Genomic DNA, 16,364 nt, shown 5'->3' with positions numbered 1-16,364 from the left:
ATCCCGTTTCAGAGACATTTGGGTACAATCGGCGCGGTCGTCTTTCGGCCCTGATTCGCGCTTCCGGCTCGCGCCGACGTGCCTTGCGGCCGATGCAACCGGCGTGGCATGGAACCTGCGTTCCGCCCGCGCCGCGCCGTCGCTGCCTGGTCAGGACGGCGCACCCGTAGAACAACCAAGCTCTGGAGACTCAATGTCCTTTGTCATCGTCCTCGCCGCGCTGGCGTTCCTGATGTTTGCCGCGTATCGCGGCTACAGCGTCATCCTGTTCGCGCCGATCGCGGCGCTCGCCGCCGTCCTGCTGACCGAGCCCGCCGCCGTCGCGCCGGTGTTCACGAGCATCTTCATGGACAAGATGGTCGGCTTCGTGAAGCTCTATTTCCCGGTATTCCTGCTCGGCGCCGTATTCGGCAAGGTCATCGAGCTGTCGGGCTTTTCGGAATCGATCGTCGCGGCGGCGATCCGCTATATCGGCCGTTCGCGCGCGAATGCGGTGATCGTCGCGGTGTGCGCGCTGCTCACCTATGGCGGCGTATCGCTGTTCGTCGTCGTGTTCGCGGTCTATCCGTTCGCGGCCGAGCTGTATCGGCAGAGCAATATTCCGAAGCGGCTGATGCCCGGCGCGATCGCGCTCGGCGCGTTCTCGTTCACGATGGATTCGCTGCCGGGCACGCCGCAGATCCAGAACATCATTCCGACCACGTTCTTTAAAACGACCTCGTGGGCCGCGCCGACGCTCGGCGTGATCGGCTCGCTGTTCATCATCGTGGTCGGCCTGTCGTATCTGGAATGGCGCCGCCGCGCCGCGATGGCGACCGGCGAGGGCTACGGCACCGATCTCGTCAACGAGCCGGAGCGCGTCGAGTCGAAGGCATTGCCGCATCCGCTGCTCGCGGTTGCGCCGCTGGTGGTGGTCGGCGTCGCGAACTTCCTGCTGACGCGCTGGATTCCGACCTGGTACGGTCCGACCTACACGATCACGCCGGACATCCTGCCGGGCCTGCATGCGCCGGTCGAGACGACCGTCAAGACCGTAGTCGCGATCTGGGCGGTGCAGGGTGCGTTGCTGCTCGGCATCGTGATGGTGGTCGCAACCGCGTTCGGCCGCGTGGCCCAGCGCTTCGCCGTCGGCACGAAGGCCGCGGTGGCGGGCGCGCTGCTCGCGTCGCTGAACACCGCGTCGGAATACGGCTTTGGCGGCGTGATCGCGGCGCTGCCGGGTTTTCTGGTCGTCGGCAATGCGCTGAAGAGCATTCCGAATCCGCTCGTCAATGCGGCCGTGTCGGTCAGCACGCTCGCGGGTATCACCGGCTCGGCATCGGGCGGCATGAGCATTGCGCTCGCGGCGATGTCGGATCTGTTCATCAAGGGCGCGGAAGCCGCGCATATTCCGCTGGAAGTGCTGCACCGTGTGGTCGCGATGGCGAGCGGCGGCATGGATACGCTGCCGCACAACGGCGCGGTGATTACGCTGCTGGCGGTCACGGGCTTGACGCATCGGCAGTCGTATCGCGACATCTTCGCGGTCACGGTCATCAAGACGATGGCGGTGTTTTTTGTGATCGCGATGTATTACGCGACTGGACTGGTTTGAGCGTCGCGCGGGACGGAGCAAGGTGAAGGCGCGACCATAAATTCAAAAATGGTTTTTATGGTCGCCATACCCCGGTACCAACATAAGCTCGGCGAATTCGTGTTCCGGTTTCGTCAATTTGCCGGACGCATGGCATCACAGGTCGACGCGCAAGCGTGGTCCCACCTCGACGAAACCCGCGGATAAGTAAAACGCCAGCGTCCGGGACCAACGAGGCTGGCGAGGAGCGCCGACGTCGAGCCGTTTCCATCCCCGTTCCCTGCCGAACTTCACGGCCTCGCCGACCAGCGCCGCGGCCACCCCGCCAGAGCGGTATTCCGGCCGCACATATAGTTCGGTAATCTGCCCAAAGGCGCCGCCGGCATATATTGCGATGCCTTCCGTCATCAGAAGGACGCCCACCGGACTATCCCCTTCGAGCGCGAGATATCCGAAGCTGCGACTCGTCTGTTTCAGAACGGCTTCAGCGATAGACATCCGGTCCGCGGTATCACGCTCGCCATGGTGAAGCTCCGCCAGAAGCTCATCCACAAGACACGCGACAGAACCTGCGTCGGTTGGTGCGACCGGGCGAATACGCATCAAGGCTATATCCCCTTTACTCTTTCGCGCGGTGCCGGCAAAAAGCCGTTGACCCGACACTCATGCATGGCAATGCCTCATATAATGAAGAATCTTCCTTGAACGGCTCATTCACCGAAGGCACCATGGCAAAATCCCAGAATCGACCGCCCGCTGAAGAATCTCCGGATATCGAGGCAGCAGAAAAGCAGCCCGATCCCGCGGTAGAAAAAGTGTCCCGTGCTTTGGCCGCACAGATTCATGCCTTCCGGACATCAGCAGGAATTGCTTCTGGCACTCTCGCGAAAATGGCCGGCATTTCCCATTCGATGCTCTCCAGAATCGAAAAGGGAACGGCCACCCCATCGATAGAAACGCTTACGCGGCTTGCCAATGCGTTGGGCAAACCGGTGTCACGCTTCTTCGTCGACCAGAGTGAACGCCACGACTGCTCGTTCGTACCCGCTGGGCAAGGCGTGACGGTAGACAGGGAAGGTTCGTCGTACGGCCACATCTATCGGCTCGTCGGCCACGTATTGTCAGGAAACCTCTCCGTGGAGCCCTATATCATCACGCTCGACGAGAAGTCCCAGCCGTGGACAACCCATCAGACAACCGGCATTCAGTTCCTTCACGTACTGGAGGGCAAAATGAAATACCGGTACGCCAATCGGCTCTACGACGTGAAATCCGGCGATAGCTTGCTGTTCGACCCGAATGCGGCACACGGACCAGAAGAAATCGAAAGCGTGCCCGTCAAGTTTCTCGCAGTATTCTTCAATATCCGGGAATACAGCTAGAAAATAGAGGCAACATCCTCTCGTAGCGGCTCCCCAGCATCTATCCGACGTATCGGCTTACCGTTGCGCCCGCTGCAGTTCCGCGAATTGCCTCGTCACCACACTTTCCCGACTGGCGACAATGTCGCCCGCTCCAACGCGCTCCCGGCCGTACACAATCCAGGCGTCATCGGGCGAGCCGATCGTGGCATCTACCCGCAGCTTCTCCGGTTGCGAATCGAAATAGTATCGATAGACGAGCGCGGAATCGCATTCTCCCTTCATCAGCCGTTCGAAGGCCACTGGAATTGAAACCGCGGGAATCAGCCGGGAGTACGCACTGAGGTCTGCGTAATCATCGGTCGCGGGGGAAACAAGCGAGATTGTTTCGGGCTTGCCCACGTCCTTACGGGTGAGAATCGCCAACGTCTGACTCGGCGAGATAAAGGTGTCGACAACGAACCGCTCGCGAAAGTTACTGCCCATCACTCGCGGAGTATCGGGATGAACCGCGCACTGAACGAGATAGTCGATTTCGTCCGCGTCAAACGCAACCAGCGCATCGTCGAAATTGGCGAAGAGCCTGACTTCGGCATCGAGCCGGTGGAATTCAATGTAACGATGCGTGACGTACTCGTGGTTCGTGCCAGTGGGACCGAGGGTGCCAAACCTGATTGTGGCCATGCCTTACTCCAGAAAATTTTTAATATTGGACACTTCCGTTAGCCGGTGAGACCGGGAAGAGGTGATATCGCTCACTGCGGGCGAGGTGTCTCATGCCGCATTCATTTGTGAATCATCTGACTGAGGAATCGTCTCGCTCGTTCGGTCTTCGGCGCGTCAAAGAAACGAGCGGGTTCGTTGTCTTCCACGATTTCTCCCTGGTCCATGAACAGAATGCGATCGGCTACCGCCCTTGCAAATCCCATTTCGTGAGTGACGCAAAGCATGGTCATGCCGTCCTGCGCGAGTAGTGTGAGCGTGTCGAGAACCTCCCTGACCATCTCCGGGTCGAGCGCCGACGTGGGTTCGTCGAGTAGCATGATGGTCGGCGACATACAAAGCGCTCTTGCGATAGCAACCCGCTGCTGCTGACCACCTGAAAGCTGCGAAGGGTATTTGCCGGCATGACTCGCCACCCGCACGCGTTCGAGCATTTCAAGGGCCCGTGCTTCTGCTTCCTTCCGCTTCAGTCCACGAACACGCATCGGAGCCAACGTGCAGTTTTCCAGCACCGTCATGTGCGGGAACAGATTGAAATGCTGAAACACCATGCCGACATCGGCACGTACCATGCGCACGTGTTTCGCATCGTCGGTGAGTTCGATTCCGTCGACGTAGATATCGCCCGAGTCATGTTTCTCGAGCCGGTTCATGCAGCGAATCAGTGTCGATTTGCCGGAACCGGACGGTCCGCACAGAACGATCTTTTCGCCTCGTCGGACATTCAACGAAATGGAATTGAGTACATTGAACTCGCCGAAGCTCTTCGAGAGCTCCCTGATAGATATCGCGAGTGTGTTATCCGGTTCGGTATTCATGGTGCAAATCCTCCGCATCGCGCGACTCAGGCATCGAGCCGCGTAAGTGTTCGAGCATGGAATGCCCGCGCCGCCGGGCTCTCCTTCCAGGCCACCACCCGGCCTTCGGACAATCGCTCACGACCATAGACGATCCATGGGTCGTCGACGGTGCCGATTCGTTCGTCGATTCTGAACCGGGTCGGGTTCTCGGTAGCAAGGGACGAGTACGTCAGGCCGCTTTCGAATTTTCCCGACAGCAGTCCGTCTGCCACCGATGCTGTAGACGTCTCCGGAATGAGGGTCAACCCATCGGTATTGACATAGTCGCGCGTGGCCGGTTGAAGTGCGAGCGTTCGGGGCGTGTCGACATCAACCCGGGTCACGACCGCCATGTCTTTGCTGGGGGAGACGAAAGCATCGATTACGAACAGTTGTTTGCGATATTTCGCGACGATCTCAGCCGTCGAAGGATGCACTGCAACCTGAACGATATAGTCGGCCTCACCGTCGATCACCATTCGTGCCGCGTCGTCGAAGCTCAACACCAGAGCCATCGACGCCTGTCCTTCCAGACCGTGATGTTGAATGTATCGGGCAGTCACAAATTCGTGATTGCTACCACCTGGTCCAAGTGTCAGAAACCGAAGCAATTTGCGTTTCTCCATTAACTTTGCGTAAGGGGTTCAGGAGCATGGTCGACTCGTAAAAGCTCGCCATAAGAGGACTACGCTGCGTGAGCGTCTCCAGGATCTGAAGACTTCGACAGCGCGGATCGCTCAGGCTTTCGACGATCGACAACGTCGACGTCCTTTCCTGTTTTGCGTGCAATGTTCAGCTCGATGAGCCTGAATGCATGCGAAAGGAAAAACGTCATCGCGAGATAAACTATTCCAGCGCCAACGAAGATCTCATAAGGCGCGTATGTTTCACTAACCAGCAGCTTCGAGGTTCCCGTCAATTCCATGATGGTCACCGTCGACGCCAGCGACGTCGCCTTCAGATTCAGAATGGTTTCGTTCGCGTACGCGGGAAGTGCAATACGAACGGCAATCGGCGCCTTGATGCGAGCCAGTATCGAGGCTCGACCCAATCCTAGTGCTTCGGCGGCTTCCACGATGCCTTTGGGTACGGCGGACAGCGCGCCCATCAGAATACGCGCCGTGTACGCGCCCGAATTCAGTCCCAACGCAATGACCGCGCACGCGAATGGGTCGCGCAGGAGCGGCCAGACCACGGAGTGCCGAATAAAAGAGAACTGCCCGAATCCGTAATAGAGAAAGAACAGTTGCACGAGAGCCGGCGTGCCGCGGAATGCACCGATGTAAAACCTGACGCCGCCGCGCAGAATCGTGGACGAGCTCAATCCCACGAGTGCCGTGGGAACGCCCACGATAAGACCAACGACCACGATGGCGACAAACAGCTCGAGCGTGACGGGCAACGCGGCAAGCAGCCGCGGAAAACTCGATATGAGCAATGAGAAGTCAAACATGCGTCACCTCGCCAACGCGGTCGACGTCTTGCGACGAACCGTGCCAAAAACGTTCGTCAGCGCGAAGCTGAGGAAAAAGTACAGCACGCCGGCGACGAGGTAGAAGAAAAAAGGGCGATTTGTCGCCTCGACGGCGAAACCTGTTCGTCGCATCAGGTCTTCGAGACCGACCAGCGAAACAAGCGCGGTTTCTTTCAGTAGTACGGTCAACTGATTCCCGAAAGCAGGTACTGCAAGGCGCCACGCTTGTGGCGCAATGACGTGGACAAAGCTCCCTGCGCCCGTCAACCCCAACGCCGCGGAGGCTTCGAACTGGCCGCGCGGAACTTCGAGGATTGCACCCCGGAATATTTCCGTCGCATAGGCGCCGAATACCAGTCCCAGCGACACCGCTCCCGCACCGAACGCATTGATTTCGATTGGCCGGTCGAGGATGTGAGAGAGGGTCGCGCTGCCGCCGTAGTACACGAGGAAAATGACCAGCAGGTCCGGAACACCTCGTATCGTGGTCGTGTATGCGCCGGCAAACTGCCGGAAAATCCGCACTGGCGACAGCTTCGCAGCCGCCATCAGAACCCCGATCACCGAGCCGATAGCCGTAGCCGCGAGGGCGACCAGCAAAGTGGTCAAGGCTCCGAGCAGAATGAGTCCGCCGTAACCGTCTAGTGTGAAACTGGACATGCTGGCTCCTGCGTTACATCAGCGGGAAAGGGAAATACTTCTTTCGAATCTGGTCGTAGGTGCCGTTTGCCATGATGGCGGCCAGCGCCGCGTTAATGCGGTTACAGAGTTCGGAGTCGCCGAGTCGAACTGCAATTGCGTTGCCGTCGCCGAGTACGCCGCCTTTGAATTCCGGTCCGACGAACGCAAAGTCCTTCGAATCCTGTCGCTTGAAGAAGTCGGAATAGAACGTCGCCTTGTTGCCGATGATGAGATCGACACGGCCCGCGACCAGGTCCAGCTCCGGCTGACGGGTATCGTCATACAGCACGAGCGATGCCGTCTTGTCATAGCCGTTGGCGACCAGCCACTGATGCTGCGAAGAGCCGCGTTGCACGCCGATGCGCTTGCCTTTCAGTCCCGCGGGCGAGACGTCCTTTATCCCGCTGTCTTTCGCCGCGATGAAACTGGACGTCGTGTCCTTGTACTTGTTGGTGAACAGAACCTGTTTGCGTCGCTCGGGCGTCGTCGACATCGACGCAACGATCGCGTCGTATCGATTGGCCTGAAGACCGGGAATGATGCCGTCCCATGCCTGCGCGACGATTTGGCATTTCATCTTCATCTGCGCGCAAAGAGCATTCGCAATGTCGACGTCGAAGCCGTGGAGCTGCCCGGATGAATCCTTGAAGCTCCACGGCGGATAGGTGCCCTCCGTCGCGACCCTGAGCGTATCGCCGGCCGAAAAGGCGGGCGCCGACATGACCGCGGCCGTCGCTGTCAGGGCGCAAATGATCCATCCTCGAAAACGTTGAAACAGGGTGTGTGACATGGCATCTCTCTCGTCGCGATTTCTGCGCCTCCGATGTTCGGTCGCATTGGAAGTAAGGTAGCCACGCTTTAATTTAACGTCAATATTTTAATTATATGCAAATCCCCTAATCGGGTTTACCCGTGGCATTGGGTGGCCGCTTGCGGTTCGAGAAACCCGACAGCGCGAGATTTCCGGTGAAGAAACTGGAACGTCCGGGCGCGCCTCGTATTGTTCTGACAGATCGGCATTACTCCCACCTCGACAACGCGCGGCTGAAGCAACAGGATGGAAACCGTCAGCGCCCAACGTTGCAAGGGCAGGCTGACCCGAGTAACAACGGCGTTTAACGGCCCGTCCCGATTCGGACGGGCCATTTTTTGCCCGTGGTGAATGCCCGCTCGAAATGCGATGCGTGGCGCCGAAGATGAGCGGTATGAACCGCGCGGCGCAGGGTGAGGAAGTTCGGGAGCCAACGGCATGCGCGAGGCGACCTGCGGCCGCGCAAGGCCGCGTCCGCGGCTCTCACCATTTCCGGCAGCGACTTGCCCTATCCACGAGCAGCATGCCAGCGGCAATGCACACGGATGGAGCGGCGGCCGGCCGGAACGCAACGCACATTCAACGGTACGGTCGCGCACCCGGCCAGCGACGACGAGCCATGGCGAACGAACCACCACGACCTGAAAAACCCGCTCCTGCCTACCCCGCCCGTGCGTCACCGGCATGACAACCGGCAATGCGGATCGCGCCGCCGAGGGGCACGAAAAATGCATCCGTCATCACCGGGAGTCGCGTTAAACTGATTGTCACGCTCCCCGGGCCGGATACCGGCGGCATCATCGCCGGGCCAAATCCGGGTGGCGCGGAAACAGAACAGCACGGCGGCACGGCGCGGCAGACGGCGCTCATTGCTGCCCGTACAATGGCTCTCAACAACGGAAGAAGGACAACCTCGATGCGCATTACCGGGTCCTCCGGGTCAATGGCCCTGCTCACCGAATACGACGACGCAACGGGGCGCGAACTCCGCTCGCTGCGCCTCGAATCGTCAGAAGACGGCAAAGCCATCCTGCTGATCGAAGTCGATGAGCGCAAACCGGGCATACACCGCGAAGTGCGCTACGAAATCACGCCCGCCGAGCTGATTGCCGCTATCCGCGCGCACGGCGCCGAATTGCCGGGCGAACAGCACAATCATCGTTCGTGACTCATTGTTCGTGATATTGGCGGCGCGGCGGCCTGATTGCCGCGTGCGTTGCCTGCCTCCTCCGGCACTCGCGCCGCGCGTCGATCCAGGTGCCCGGCATTGTTCGCGCCTGCTTCGCCCGCGCGCGTCGATTTACTTTTCTTTGTTCCGCCCACGCCGCCAATCCGCGCTTTCCTACGGGTTTTAGCAGGCGTTGCCACGCTCGTCGCCGGGCGCGCCCGCGCAGCCTTCGGCGCACCGCGCTCGCGGTTTCCACGCTTGCCTGCGGCGCGGATCGCGGCCAGCCAGCGCATGCATTTTCGGGCCGTTTGCACGTCTCGAAAATACGTCCATAATCCTTGCATTCCCCTTTGCGTTCCTTACCTCGCTGCGCCCGCAAGGGCCGCGGATGTAAACCGATGCTACATGACCTCGTCGAGCAATATGGGCCCGCGCTCGTCTTCGTCAACGTGCTGGCCGCCTCGCTCGGACTGCCGGTACCGGCGATGCCGTCGCTCGTGCTGTTCGGCGCGATGGCCGCGATGCATCCCGGCTCCATCGGCACGCAGTTGATGCCGGTGCTCGTGCTATCGATCTTCGCCACGCTGCTGGGCGACAGCGCGTGGTATCTCGCCGGCCGTATGTACGGCGGCAATACGCTGAAGACGATCTGCCGGCTGTCGCTCTCGCGTGACACCTGCGTGAAAAAGACCGAGCGCTTTTTCGGCCGCTGGGGCGTGCGCGTGCTGGCGGTCGCGAAGTTCGTGCCGGGTCTGTCGATCGTGTCGATTCCGATGGCGGGCGCGATGGGCACGCGCTATCGCACCTTCCTCACGTACGACGGCATCGGCGCCGCGCTGTGGTCCGGTACCGGGCTCATCGTCGGCGCGCTGTTCGCGCGGCAGATCGACATGCTGTTCGCGATCGCCGGACGGCTCGGCCGCACGGCGGCGCTCGTCGTCGTCGCGCTGCTGGTGTTGTACGCGGTGTACCGGTGGATCCGGCGCCGTCAGTTGATCGCGAAGCTCGCGTCCGCGCGCATCGAGGTCGACGAACTCGGGAAGCTCTACGCGACCGGCAAGCCGCCGGTCGTGTTCGACATCCGTTCGCAGGAAAAACGCAAGCTCGATCCGTTCGTGATTCCCGGCGCGCAATTCGCCGACGAACGGCAACTCGACGGCATCGTCGCCACCTATCCGCACGATCAGAAGCTCGTGATCTACTGTTCCTGCCCGAACGAGATTTCCGCGGCATGGATGGCGAAGCAACTGAACGAGGCCGGCTTCTCCGACGTGCTGCCGCTGCGCGGCGGCATGGAAGCCTGGCGCGACTCGGGCAAGCCGGTCGACGCGCTGCCCGGTACGCCGCCGCCGGAAGTCGCGGTCGACGACGTCGCGCCCAAGGCCGTCTAGCGCGGCAGCGACCCTTGCGGTCCGGTCCCGCTCGCCTGGACCATTCGAAGAAGGCGCACGGCGTCGGCCATCCCGCCGCGCCGCCCGCTTTGCCCCCGTTCAATCCGGCAATGAACACCGAAGGAGCGGTTCAATGCTTTCGACTCAGGAAGTTTCGACTCAAGAGATGGAAGGACAGCAGGGAGTCGTCGCCGACGCGCCGTTTTCGTCGCTGTCGACGCGCATGCACCAGATGTTTCCCCCGCTCACCTGCGCGGAGATCGACCGGCTGCGCCGCTTCGGCGAGATCGGCCACTGGAAGTCCGGCGAGCTGCTGTTCGAGACCGGCCATACCGGCCCCGGCATGTTCGTGCTGCTCGAAGGACGCGTCAAGGTCTATCAACGCGACGGCATCGGCCGCGAGGTCGTGATCGGCGAGCATGGCGCGGGGCATTTTCTGGCCGAGGTCGGCCAACTGTCGGGGCGGCCCGCGCTGGTGAACGGCCTCGCGATCGGCGCCGTCGAAGCGCTGCTGATTCCGCCCGACCGGCTGCGCGCGCTGATCGTCGCCGAAGCGGAACTCGGCGAGCGCATCATGCGCGCGCTGATCCTGCGGCGCGTCTCGCTGATCGAAAAAGGCGCGGGCGGCCCGATCCTGGTCGGCAACAGCAGCGACGCGCGGCTCGTAATGCTGCAAGGCTTCCTGTCGCGCAACGGCCATCCGCATTCGGTGATCGACGAGCGCGACGAAGACGGGCTGCGTCTGATCGAGCAGTTCGCCGCGCAACGCGAAGACCTGCCGCTCGTGATCTGTCCGGATGGCTCGATGCTGCGTCATCCGAGCATGCCGGAGCTGGCGACCTGCCTCGGCCTGTTGCCCGATCTCGACGACACGCACGTGTACGACGTCGCGATCGTCGGCGCCGGACCGGCGGGTCTTGCCGCCGCCGTGTACGCGGCCTCCGAGGGACTTTCGGCGATCGTGCTCGACAGCCGCGCGCCGGGCGGCCAGGCCGGCGCCAGCTCGCGGATCGAAAACTACCTCGGCTTTCCGACCGGCATCTCCGGCCAGGCGCTCGCCGGCCGCGCGTTCGTGCAGGCGCAGAAGTTCGGCGCGCACGTCGCGATTCCGGTCAACGTGAAGTCGCTGCAGTGCGCGCAGTCGCCATACCGGCTCGAGCTGAAGTGCGGCGGACATATCTCCGCGCGCGCGATCGTCATCGCGAGCGGCGCCGTGTACCGGCGCCCCGCGCTCGAAGGGCTCGACCGCTTCGACGGACGCGGCGTCTACTACTGGGCATCGCCAGTCGAGGCGAAGCTGTGCAAGCGCCAGGAAGTCGTGCTCGTGGGCGGCGGCAATTCGGCCGGCCAGGCGATCGTCTATCTGGCGACGCATGCGGCCAAGGTCCACGTGCTGATCCGCCGCAGCGGTTTCGAAGCGACGATGTCGCGCTATCTGATCGACCGCATCCGCTCGCTGCCAAACGTGTTCGTGCATCCGAATTCCGAAATCGGCCGGATCGAAGGCGACGAGGACGGGCTCGCGTCGGTCACGCTGAAAAAGCCGCTGCCCGATGGCGTCGAGCGGTTCGACACGCGGCATCTGTTCCTTTTCACCGGCGCGGATCCGAACACCGACTGGCTACGCACCTGCGGCGTGCAGCTCGACCCGAAGGGCTTCGTGCTGACCGGCATCGGCACGGACGGCTCGGCCGCGGCCTGCGATCTCGCGACGACGGTCGAAGGCGTCTATGCGATCGGCGATGCGCGCGCGGGGTCGACGAAACGCGTGGCCGCGGCGGTCGGCGAAGGCGCGGCGGTGGTCGCGCAGATTCATCAGTTGCTGGCGGCATCGACGGGAGAAGCGGTGGCGTTGGGTGCGTGAGCTTCAGTGCAAGGCGGCCCAGCCGAGCGATAGCGAAAACACGCCGAGCACGATCGACGCGCCGCGCTGTACCTTCACCGGCTCGAGCCACCCGAGCCGGCCGCTGCCGAGCGCCGCGCCGAACGCGATCCACGCGCATGCGATCGGCGCGGCGAGACAAGCGAAGATCGATACCGAGAGCAGATAAGCGGGCGCATGCGTGAACGCGACGGCCGGAAAGATCGTGCCGCCGAACAGCAATGCTTTCGGATTGAGCAGCGTCGCGACGAACAGCGTGCGCACGTTACCCGCGCGCTGCGTCGAACCGGGCAGCACCACCGCCGCGCGCCACATGTCGACGGCCAGCCAGGCGATGTACAGACTCGCCGCCCCGCGCAGCAGCGACGGCAGCCACGGCCACGCATGCGCGGCGTGCGCGAAGAAGCGTCCCCATGCGGAGATCGCCACCAGATAGCCGGACAGTTCGCCGGCAATCAGCGGCAGCGCACGCCGCAAGCCGTGGCGCAAACCGGCAGCGGCGAGCAGCGTGTTGGTGGGGCCGGGCATCGTCAGGACAACGGCGATGCCGGCGGCGAGTAACGCAATGTCGGTCGCGGAGAGCATGAAAAAAGCGCACGGTGAATTACACAGTGCGCTTTTGTATCACAGACGCAGTTGCCGCAGCGTCGCGCGCGAACGCGCGTGTCAGCGGTCCAGTTTCGCGCGCAACTCGCGCGCCGCCTCCAGCAATCCCTCGTAACCCGAACGCGCATGCTCCGGCAGATCGGGATCGCCGACCAGCGCGCCAAGCGTTTCGATCAGGCTGTACACAATGCCCTTCGCCGCGCCCGACGCAATACCACCTGACGACACCTGCTGATCGACGTGACTGAGTGCCGCGTCGAGCTGCTCGATCTCGGGACGATTGTCGGCGGGCGGCTTGGGAGAAACGTCTTGCGTCATGATGAAACATCGCTCCTGTGAATGCATCGGTAAAACAACCTCGTCACGCTGTTATATACCGATCGCGCGCCGCCGTCCATTCGTGTTCGGCGCGGGGGCGATCCGCATCAAGGCGTCCAGCGATACATCAGGATCTTCGCGCGCGCATCGTCTTCCAGTAGCACCACGTACTCGCCGTTGTCGCGCTGCACCGCGCTGATGCCGAGATATACGTCGACCCAGCCGCTCGTGTTGCCGACGCTCGCGCCCGGCGTCATATAGCCGACCGCCGTGCCGTTGCGCGCGTCGTACACGTCGACTCTCGCGGTGTACAGCTCCGCGACGAAGATGTAGTTGCCCGCCACCGCGACGCCGACCGTGGTCGTCTGCGGATTGCTTTGCGTGTTCCACGGCAGCGAGATCGCGTACGCCTCGGTCGGCGTGCCGGAGCTCCAGTTGTCGTAGCGCGCGAGCACCGGGCCGGCTTCCTTCCAGTGCGTCGCGTCCCACGGAATCGCGCTCGTGAAGCCGGACAGGTACATCGTGTCGGTCGATGCGAAATAGACGAGCCGCGCGAGTCGCGTGAACGGCGCCGGCATCGCGAACATCTTCGCGCTCGCGTACGTGTAGACCGGATTGCCCGCCGGGTCGAAGCCTTGCAGCGGCATCTCGCGGATACCGCTCAACGGCGTGGCGAGCCACACGTTGCCCGGTTCGTCGACCCACCAGAAGCCGTTGCCGACCGTGCTGCCGGTCGACGGATTGCTGCTGATCTCGCTGGCATCGACGACGCCGTCGCCATTGCTGTCGCGCCACATCCATTCGCCATAGGCAGGCTGGCCGGCGGGCCACGTGCCCGGCAGCGGATTCTGCGCGAACAGGCCGGAAGGAATCGCGATCTCGCCATGCGCGGCGTCGAAGCGATAGACGTTCAGGTAATGCGCGCCCGGATCGAGCGTATAGAGAAAGCGCTGGCCGCCGAACCTGCGCACCATCGGCTCGCCGCGCACGCCGCGCGGCTGGTGAAACGCGGGGTCGTCGGGATAATCGAAGCGGTCGAGCGTGAATCCCGCATACGACCATTCGTGGCCCACTGGCTGGTTGTAGTCGAGCGTGAAGCGCTTCGAGCCCGTGTAGACGGACGCGGGCGTGGCCGGATCGAATGCGGCGCTATCGACGAACGTCAGGCCGTAGAGCCGCCAGTTCAGCACGCGCGAGCCATACACGTAGCTCTCCAGTACCGCGCCTTGCCCGACCGATGCCGAGCCCGGCGCGCGCGGCCCTTCGCCGTTCTGCGCGACGTACAGATTGCCGGCCGGATCGACGCCGATGCCCGTGATGCCGTTGAAACGCACGTCGCCCGGCACGCCGCGCACCGTATGGAAAATGCCGTTGCGCGTGCCGATCGACGTGGCGGCCTGCAACTGGCCGTCCGCGCCCTTGTTGAACACGAGAATCTGCTGCGCCGGGCCGTTGTCGGCGACGAGCAGTTGCCCCGACGGCGTGACCGTGATGTCGGCCGGCACGGTGCCCGCGGGCAGCGTCAACGGACCAGCGAGCGCGGTGCCGTCGGCGGCATAGTGCAGGATGCCCGGGTTGCCCGACGACACGCCGCTCATGACCCATAGCGTCGAATCGGTATCGATCGCGATGCGCCCCGGCGAACTCACACTCCACGAGCGCCGCGGCTGCATCGATTCCGCGTCGTACACCACGATGCGATTGCCGTAGGTATCGGCCACATAGAGTTCGCTGTCGGTCGCGGCGAGACCGCGAATGCTCGCGTCGGTGCCGGTCGCCACCGTTTCGAGCGGCACGAAACTGTTCTTCGTCGCGTTCGCGCTATTGCCGATGCCGCCGCTGAACGGCGCGCCGGCCGCCAGATTCGCGAGCGTGCGGCGCGTGATGCCGTACCAGGTCTGGTTAGCCGGCGGATAGTCCGCGCCGACCAGCGCGTTGCTCTCGTTGCCGATCGACATCGCCGCGTACAGGTAGGTGTGATTCACCGCCACCGCGTCGCCGCCGGCCGCGCCCCAGCCGTGCGTCGAGCCGGCCACCGCGAGTTTGTCGCCGGCGCGATAGGCGGCGATTTCGCTGCCGCTTTCGTCCCATGGCGCATTCGTATAAACGGTGCCGTCGACGCCGACGCTAATGGCCTGAATATCCTGCTGCATCCATTTGCCGTCGCCAAAGCCGAAGCTATTGCCGATCCACGAGGTCGTGTAATTGAGTGGGGATTGCGCATAAGTATTCGGCGAGATCAGGCTGTGGATTAAAACCACGGCCGTGCCAAGACGGGAGAGGAGCTTCACGGCGATATATCCTTGCGAGGCGCGAAGCACGCGTGGCCGGCTTGACCGGCGTGTCTTCGCCTGTAGTAGCGTTTTATCCTCTCACAGAAAAGTGTTGAATTAATTACTAAAAAAATCGCATTGAATGCGAAATCATTTAAATAATTCCAATCGCATAAAAACAGGTGCAACCGGTATTTAAACGATATTGGAGCCGGTAAAACCGGCTCCTGAAAAGACTCACCTGTCGCCGATTCAGTCGCTTTTTCTGCTCCTGTAAATACTCACCTTGAGCGATTCGTCACGATCCCGTCATCGAACGCCGCACGAAAAACCGCCGCGTCAGATCGAATGCGACCAGATTGCCGGCCACCACGAGCAGCAGGCCGACCACTGCCAACGCGGACCAGCGGTAGCCCTCGAAGATCGTCGATGCCGCCAGCGCGACGATCGGGAACAGCACCGTGCAATACGCGGCCCGCTCCGGACCCATGCGGCCGACCAGCATCAGGTACGCGGTAAAGCCGATCACCGAGCCGAACACCGCGAGGTAGGCGAGCGCGCCGAGGTAGCGCGCGCTCGGTTCGAGCGCGAACGAATAGCCGGCAAAGAGACTGCCGACGGTCAGGATGCCGGCGCCGATCAGCATCGCCCAGCTATTGGTCGCGAACGGATGCAGGCCCATCGACTGCATCCGGCTCGACAGCAGATTGCCGGCCGAAAAGCACATCGTGCCGAGAAACGCGACGCCCAGCCCGAGCCACGCGGTGTGATCGCCGAGATGACCGGCCATCTGCTGAACGAACAGACAGACGATGCCGACGAGCCCCAGCAACGCGCCCGCGATCGCGCTCGGCTGCAGCGGCCGGCCCATGAACAGCCGGCCGTTGATCGAGTTGAGCAGCGGCGCGGTCGAAAACACCACCGCGACGAGGCCGCTCGGCACGATCTGTTCGGCGTAGTAGAAGCACAGGAAATTGAGGCAGAACAGCGTGAAACCCTGAGCGGCGAGAAAACGCCACGCGGCGCGCGGCGGCCACATCGGCCGGCGCATGACGCGCAGCAGCGCGAACAGCAGCAGCGCGGCGATCCAGAAACGCCAGGCAATCGATACCGGCGGCGGCACGGAACCGAGTTGCCATTTGATCGCGATCCACGTGGTGCCCCAGATCAGCACGGTGGACGCATAAAGCAGAAGATTCATGGTCGGGCCTTGAAACGGCAATGACAAAACCCGACTATGCAGCCGCGCGAGCGCGCGCAATTG

Annotated in this window: 16 protein-coding genes; 5 read left to right on the top strand and 11 right to left on the bottom strand. The window is 62.5% G+C overall.

All coding sequences use genetic code 11. The features are described 5' to 3' along the window. Positions 1–193: 193 nt before the first annotated feature. Complete coding sequence (locus QM685_RS08160) at positions 194–1,594, top strand: GntP family permease (RefSeq protein WP_415114569.1); 1,401 nt, start codon at positions 194–196, stop codon at positions 1,592–1,594. Positions 1,595–1,729: 135 nt separating this feature from the next. Here the strand turns inward: QM685_RS08160 and QM685_RS08155 are convergent, their stop codons facing one another. Beyond that, positions 1,730–2,176, bottom strand: coding sequence for a GNAT family N-acetyltransferase (locus tag QM685_RS08155; RefSeq protein ID WP_415114719.1), 447 nt, complete (start codon positions 2,174–2,176; stop codon positions 1,730–1,732). A 125-nt stretch (positions 2,177–2,301) separates the two neighbouring features. On the opposite strand from QM685_RS08155, the gene QM685_RS08150 reads away from it, so the two are divergent. Next, positions 2,302–2,955 (top strand): helix-turn-helix domain-containing protein, encoded by a 654-nt coding sequence (locus QM685_RS08150; protein ID WP_415114567.1) that lies wholly within the window; start codon positions 2,302–2,304, stop codon positions 2,953–2,955. Positions 2,956–3,012: 57 nt separating this feature from the next. Here QM685_RS08150 and QM685_RS08145 read toward each other — a convergent pair whose 3' ends face one another. From QM685_RS08145 to QM685_RS08120, 6 genes are all read right to left on the bottom strand, one after another. Beyond that, positions 3,013–3,618, bottom strand: a complete 606-nt coding sequence (locus tag QM685_RS08145) for a hypothetical protein (protein WP_415114565.1) — start codon at positions 3,616–3,618, stop codon at positions 3,013–3,015. Positions 3,619–3,719: 101 nt separating this feature from the next. After that, positions 3,720–4,475 carry an amino acid ABC transporter ATP-binding protein gene (locus QM685_RS08140; RefSeq protein WP_415114563.1) on the bottom strand — a complete coding sequence of 252 codons (756 nt, stop codon included), beginning with the start codon at positions 4,473–4,475 and terminating at the stop codon, positions 3,720–3,722. A gap of 26 nt (positions 4,476–4,501) precedes the next feature. Continuing rightward, on the bottom strand, positions 4,502–5,011 hold the full coding sequence (locus tag QM685_RS08135; protein WP_415114561.1) for a hypothetical protein: 510 nt from the start codon (positions 5,009–5,011) through the stop codon (positions 4,502–4,504). Between the two features lie 170 nt (positions 5,012–5,181). Then, positions 5,182–5,949 carry an ABC transporter permease gene (locus tag QM685_RS08130; protein WP_415114560.1) on the bottom strand — a complete coding sequence of 256 codons (768 nt, stop codon included), beginning with the start codon at positions 5,947–5,949 and terminating at the stop codon, positions 5,182–5,184. Positions 5,950–5,952: 3 nt separating this feature from the next. Further along, the gene (locus tag QM685_RS08125) at positions 5,953–6,630 is read right to left on the bottom strand and encodes an ABC transporter permease (RefSeq protein ID WP_415114559.1); all 678 of its coding nucleotides are present in this window, start codon (positions 6,628–6,630) and stop codon (positions 5,953–5,955) included. Between the two features lie 13 nt (positions 6,631–6,643). Continuing rightward, a complete protein-coding gene (locus QM685_RS08120; RefSeq protein ID WP_415114558.1) occupies positions 6,644–7,372 on the bottom strand; it encodes a transporter substrate-binding domain-containing protein in 729 nt (242 codons plus the stop codon). A gap of 1,006 nt (positions 7,373–8,378) precedes the next feature. Here QM685_RS08120 and QM685_RS08115 point away from each other — a divergent pair. From QM685_RS08115 to QM685_RS08105, 3 genes are all read left to right on the top strand, one after another. Continuing rightward, complete coding sequence (locus tag QM685_RS08115; protein WP_331607260.1) at positions 8,379–8,630, top strand: hypothetical protein; 252 nt, start codon at positions 8,379–8,381, stop codon at positions 8,628–8,630. Between the two features lie 398 nt (positions 8,631–9,028). After that, positions 9,029–10,021, top strand: coding sequence for a DedA family protein/thiosulfate sulfurtransferase GlpE (locus QM685_RS08110; protein WP_415114556.1), 993 nt, complete (start codon positions 9,029–9,031; stop codon positions 10,019–10,021). Positions 10,022–10,154: 133 nt separating this feature from the next. Beyond that, positions 10,155–11,885 (top strand): FAD-dependent oxidoreductase, encoded by a 1,731-nt coding sequence (locus tag QM685_RS08105; protein WP_415114554.1) that lies wholly within the window; start codon positions 10,155–10,157, stop codon positions 11,883–11,885. A 3-nt stretch (positions 11,886–11,888) separates the two neighbouring features. On the opposite strand, the gene QM685_RS08100 is transcribed toward QM685_RS08105, so the two are convergent. The 4 genes from QM685_RS08100 to QM685_RS08085 all read right to left on the bottom strand — a co-directional run bounded on the left by QM685_RS08100 (position 11,889) and on the right by QM685_RS08085 (position 16,301). Beyond that, complete coding sequence (locus QM685_RS08100) at positions 11,889–12,488, bottom strand: LysE family translocator (protein ID WP_415114552.1); 600 nt, start codon at positions 12,486–12,488, stop codon at positions 11,889–11,891. A gap of 81 nt (positions 12,489–12,569) precedes the next feature. After that, complete coding sequence (locus tag QM685_RS08095) at positions 12,570–12,827, bottom strand: hypothetical protein (RefSeq protein WP_415114550.1); 258 nt, start codon at positions 12,825–12,827, stop codon at positions 12,570–12,572. Between the two features lie 107 nt (positions 12,828–12,934). Beyond that, positions 12,935–15,118, bottom strand: coding sequence for a hypothetical protein (locus tag QM685_RS08090; protein WP_415114548.1), 2,184 nt, complete (start codon positions 15,116–15,118; stop codon positions 12,935–12,937). 280 nt (positions 15,119–15,398) lie between these two features. Beyond that, positions 15,399–16,301, bottom strand: a complete 903-nt coding sequence (locus QM685_RS08085) for a DMT family transporter (protein WP_415114546.1) — start codon at positions 16,299–16,301, stop codon at positions 15,399–15,401. Between the last annotated feature and the right edge of the window lie 63 nt (positions 16,302–16,364).

The sequence above is a fragment of the Paraburkholderia sp. genome, assembly GCF_047605525.1.
In the GTDB taxonomy this organism is placed as follows: Bacteria; Pseudomonadota; Gammaproteobacteria; order Burkholderiales; family Burkholderiaceae; genus Paraburkholderia.
The sequence above is the reverse complement of the archived record's forward strand: the minus strand, read 5'-3'. Positions and strand labels throughout refer to the sequence as shown.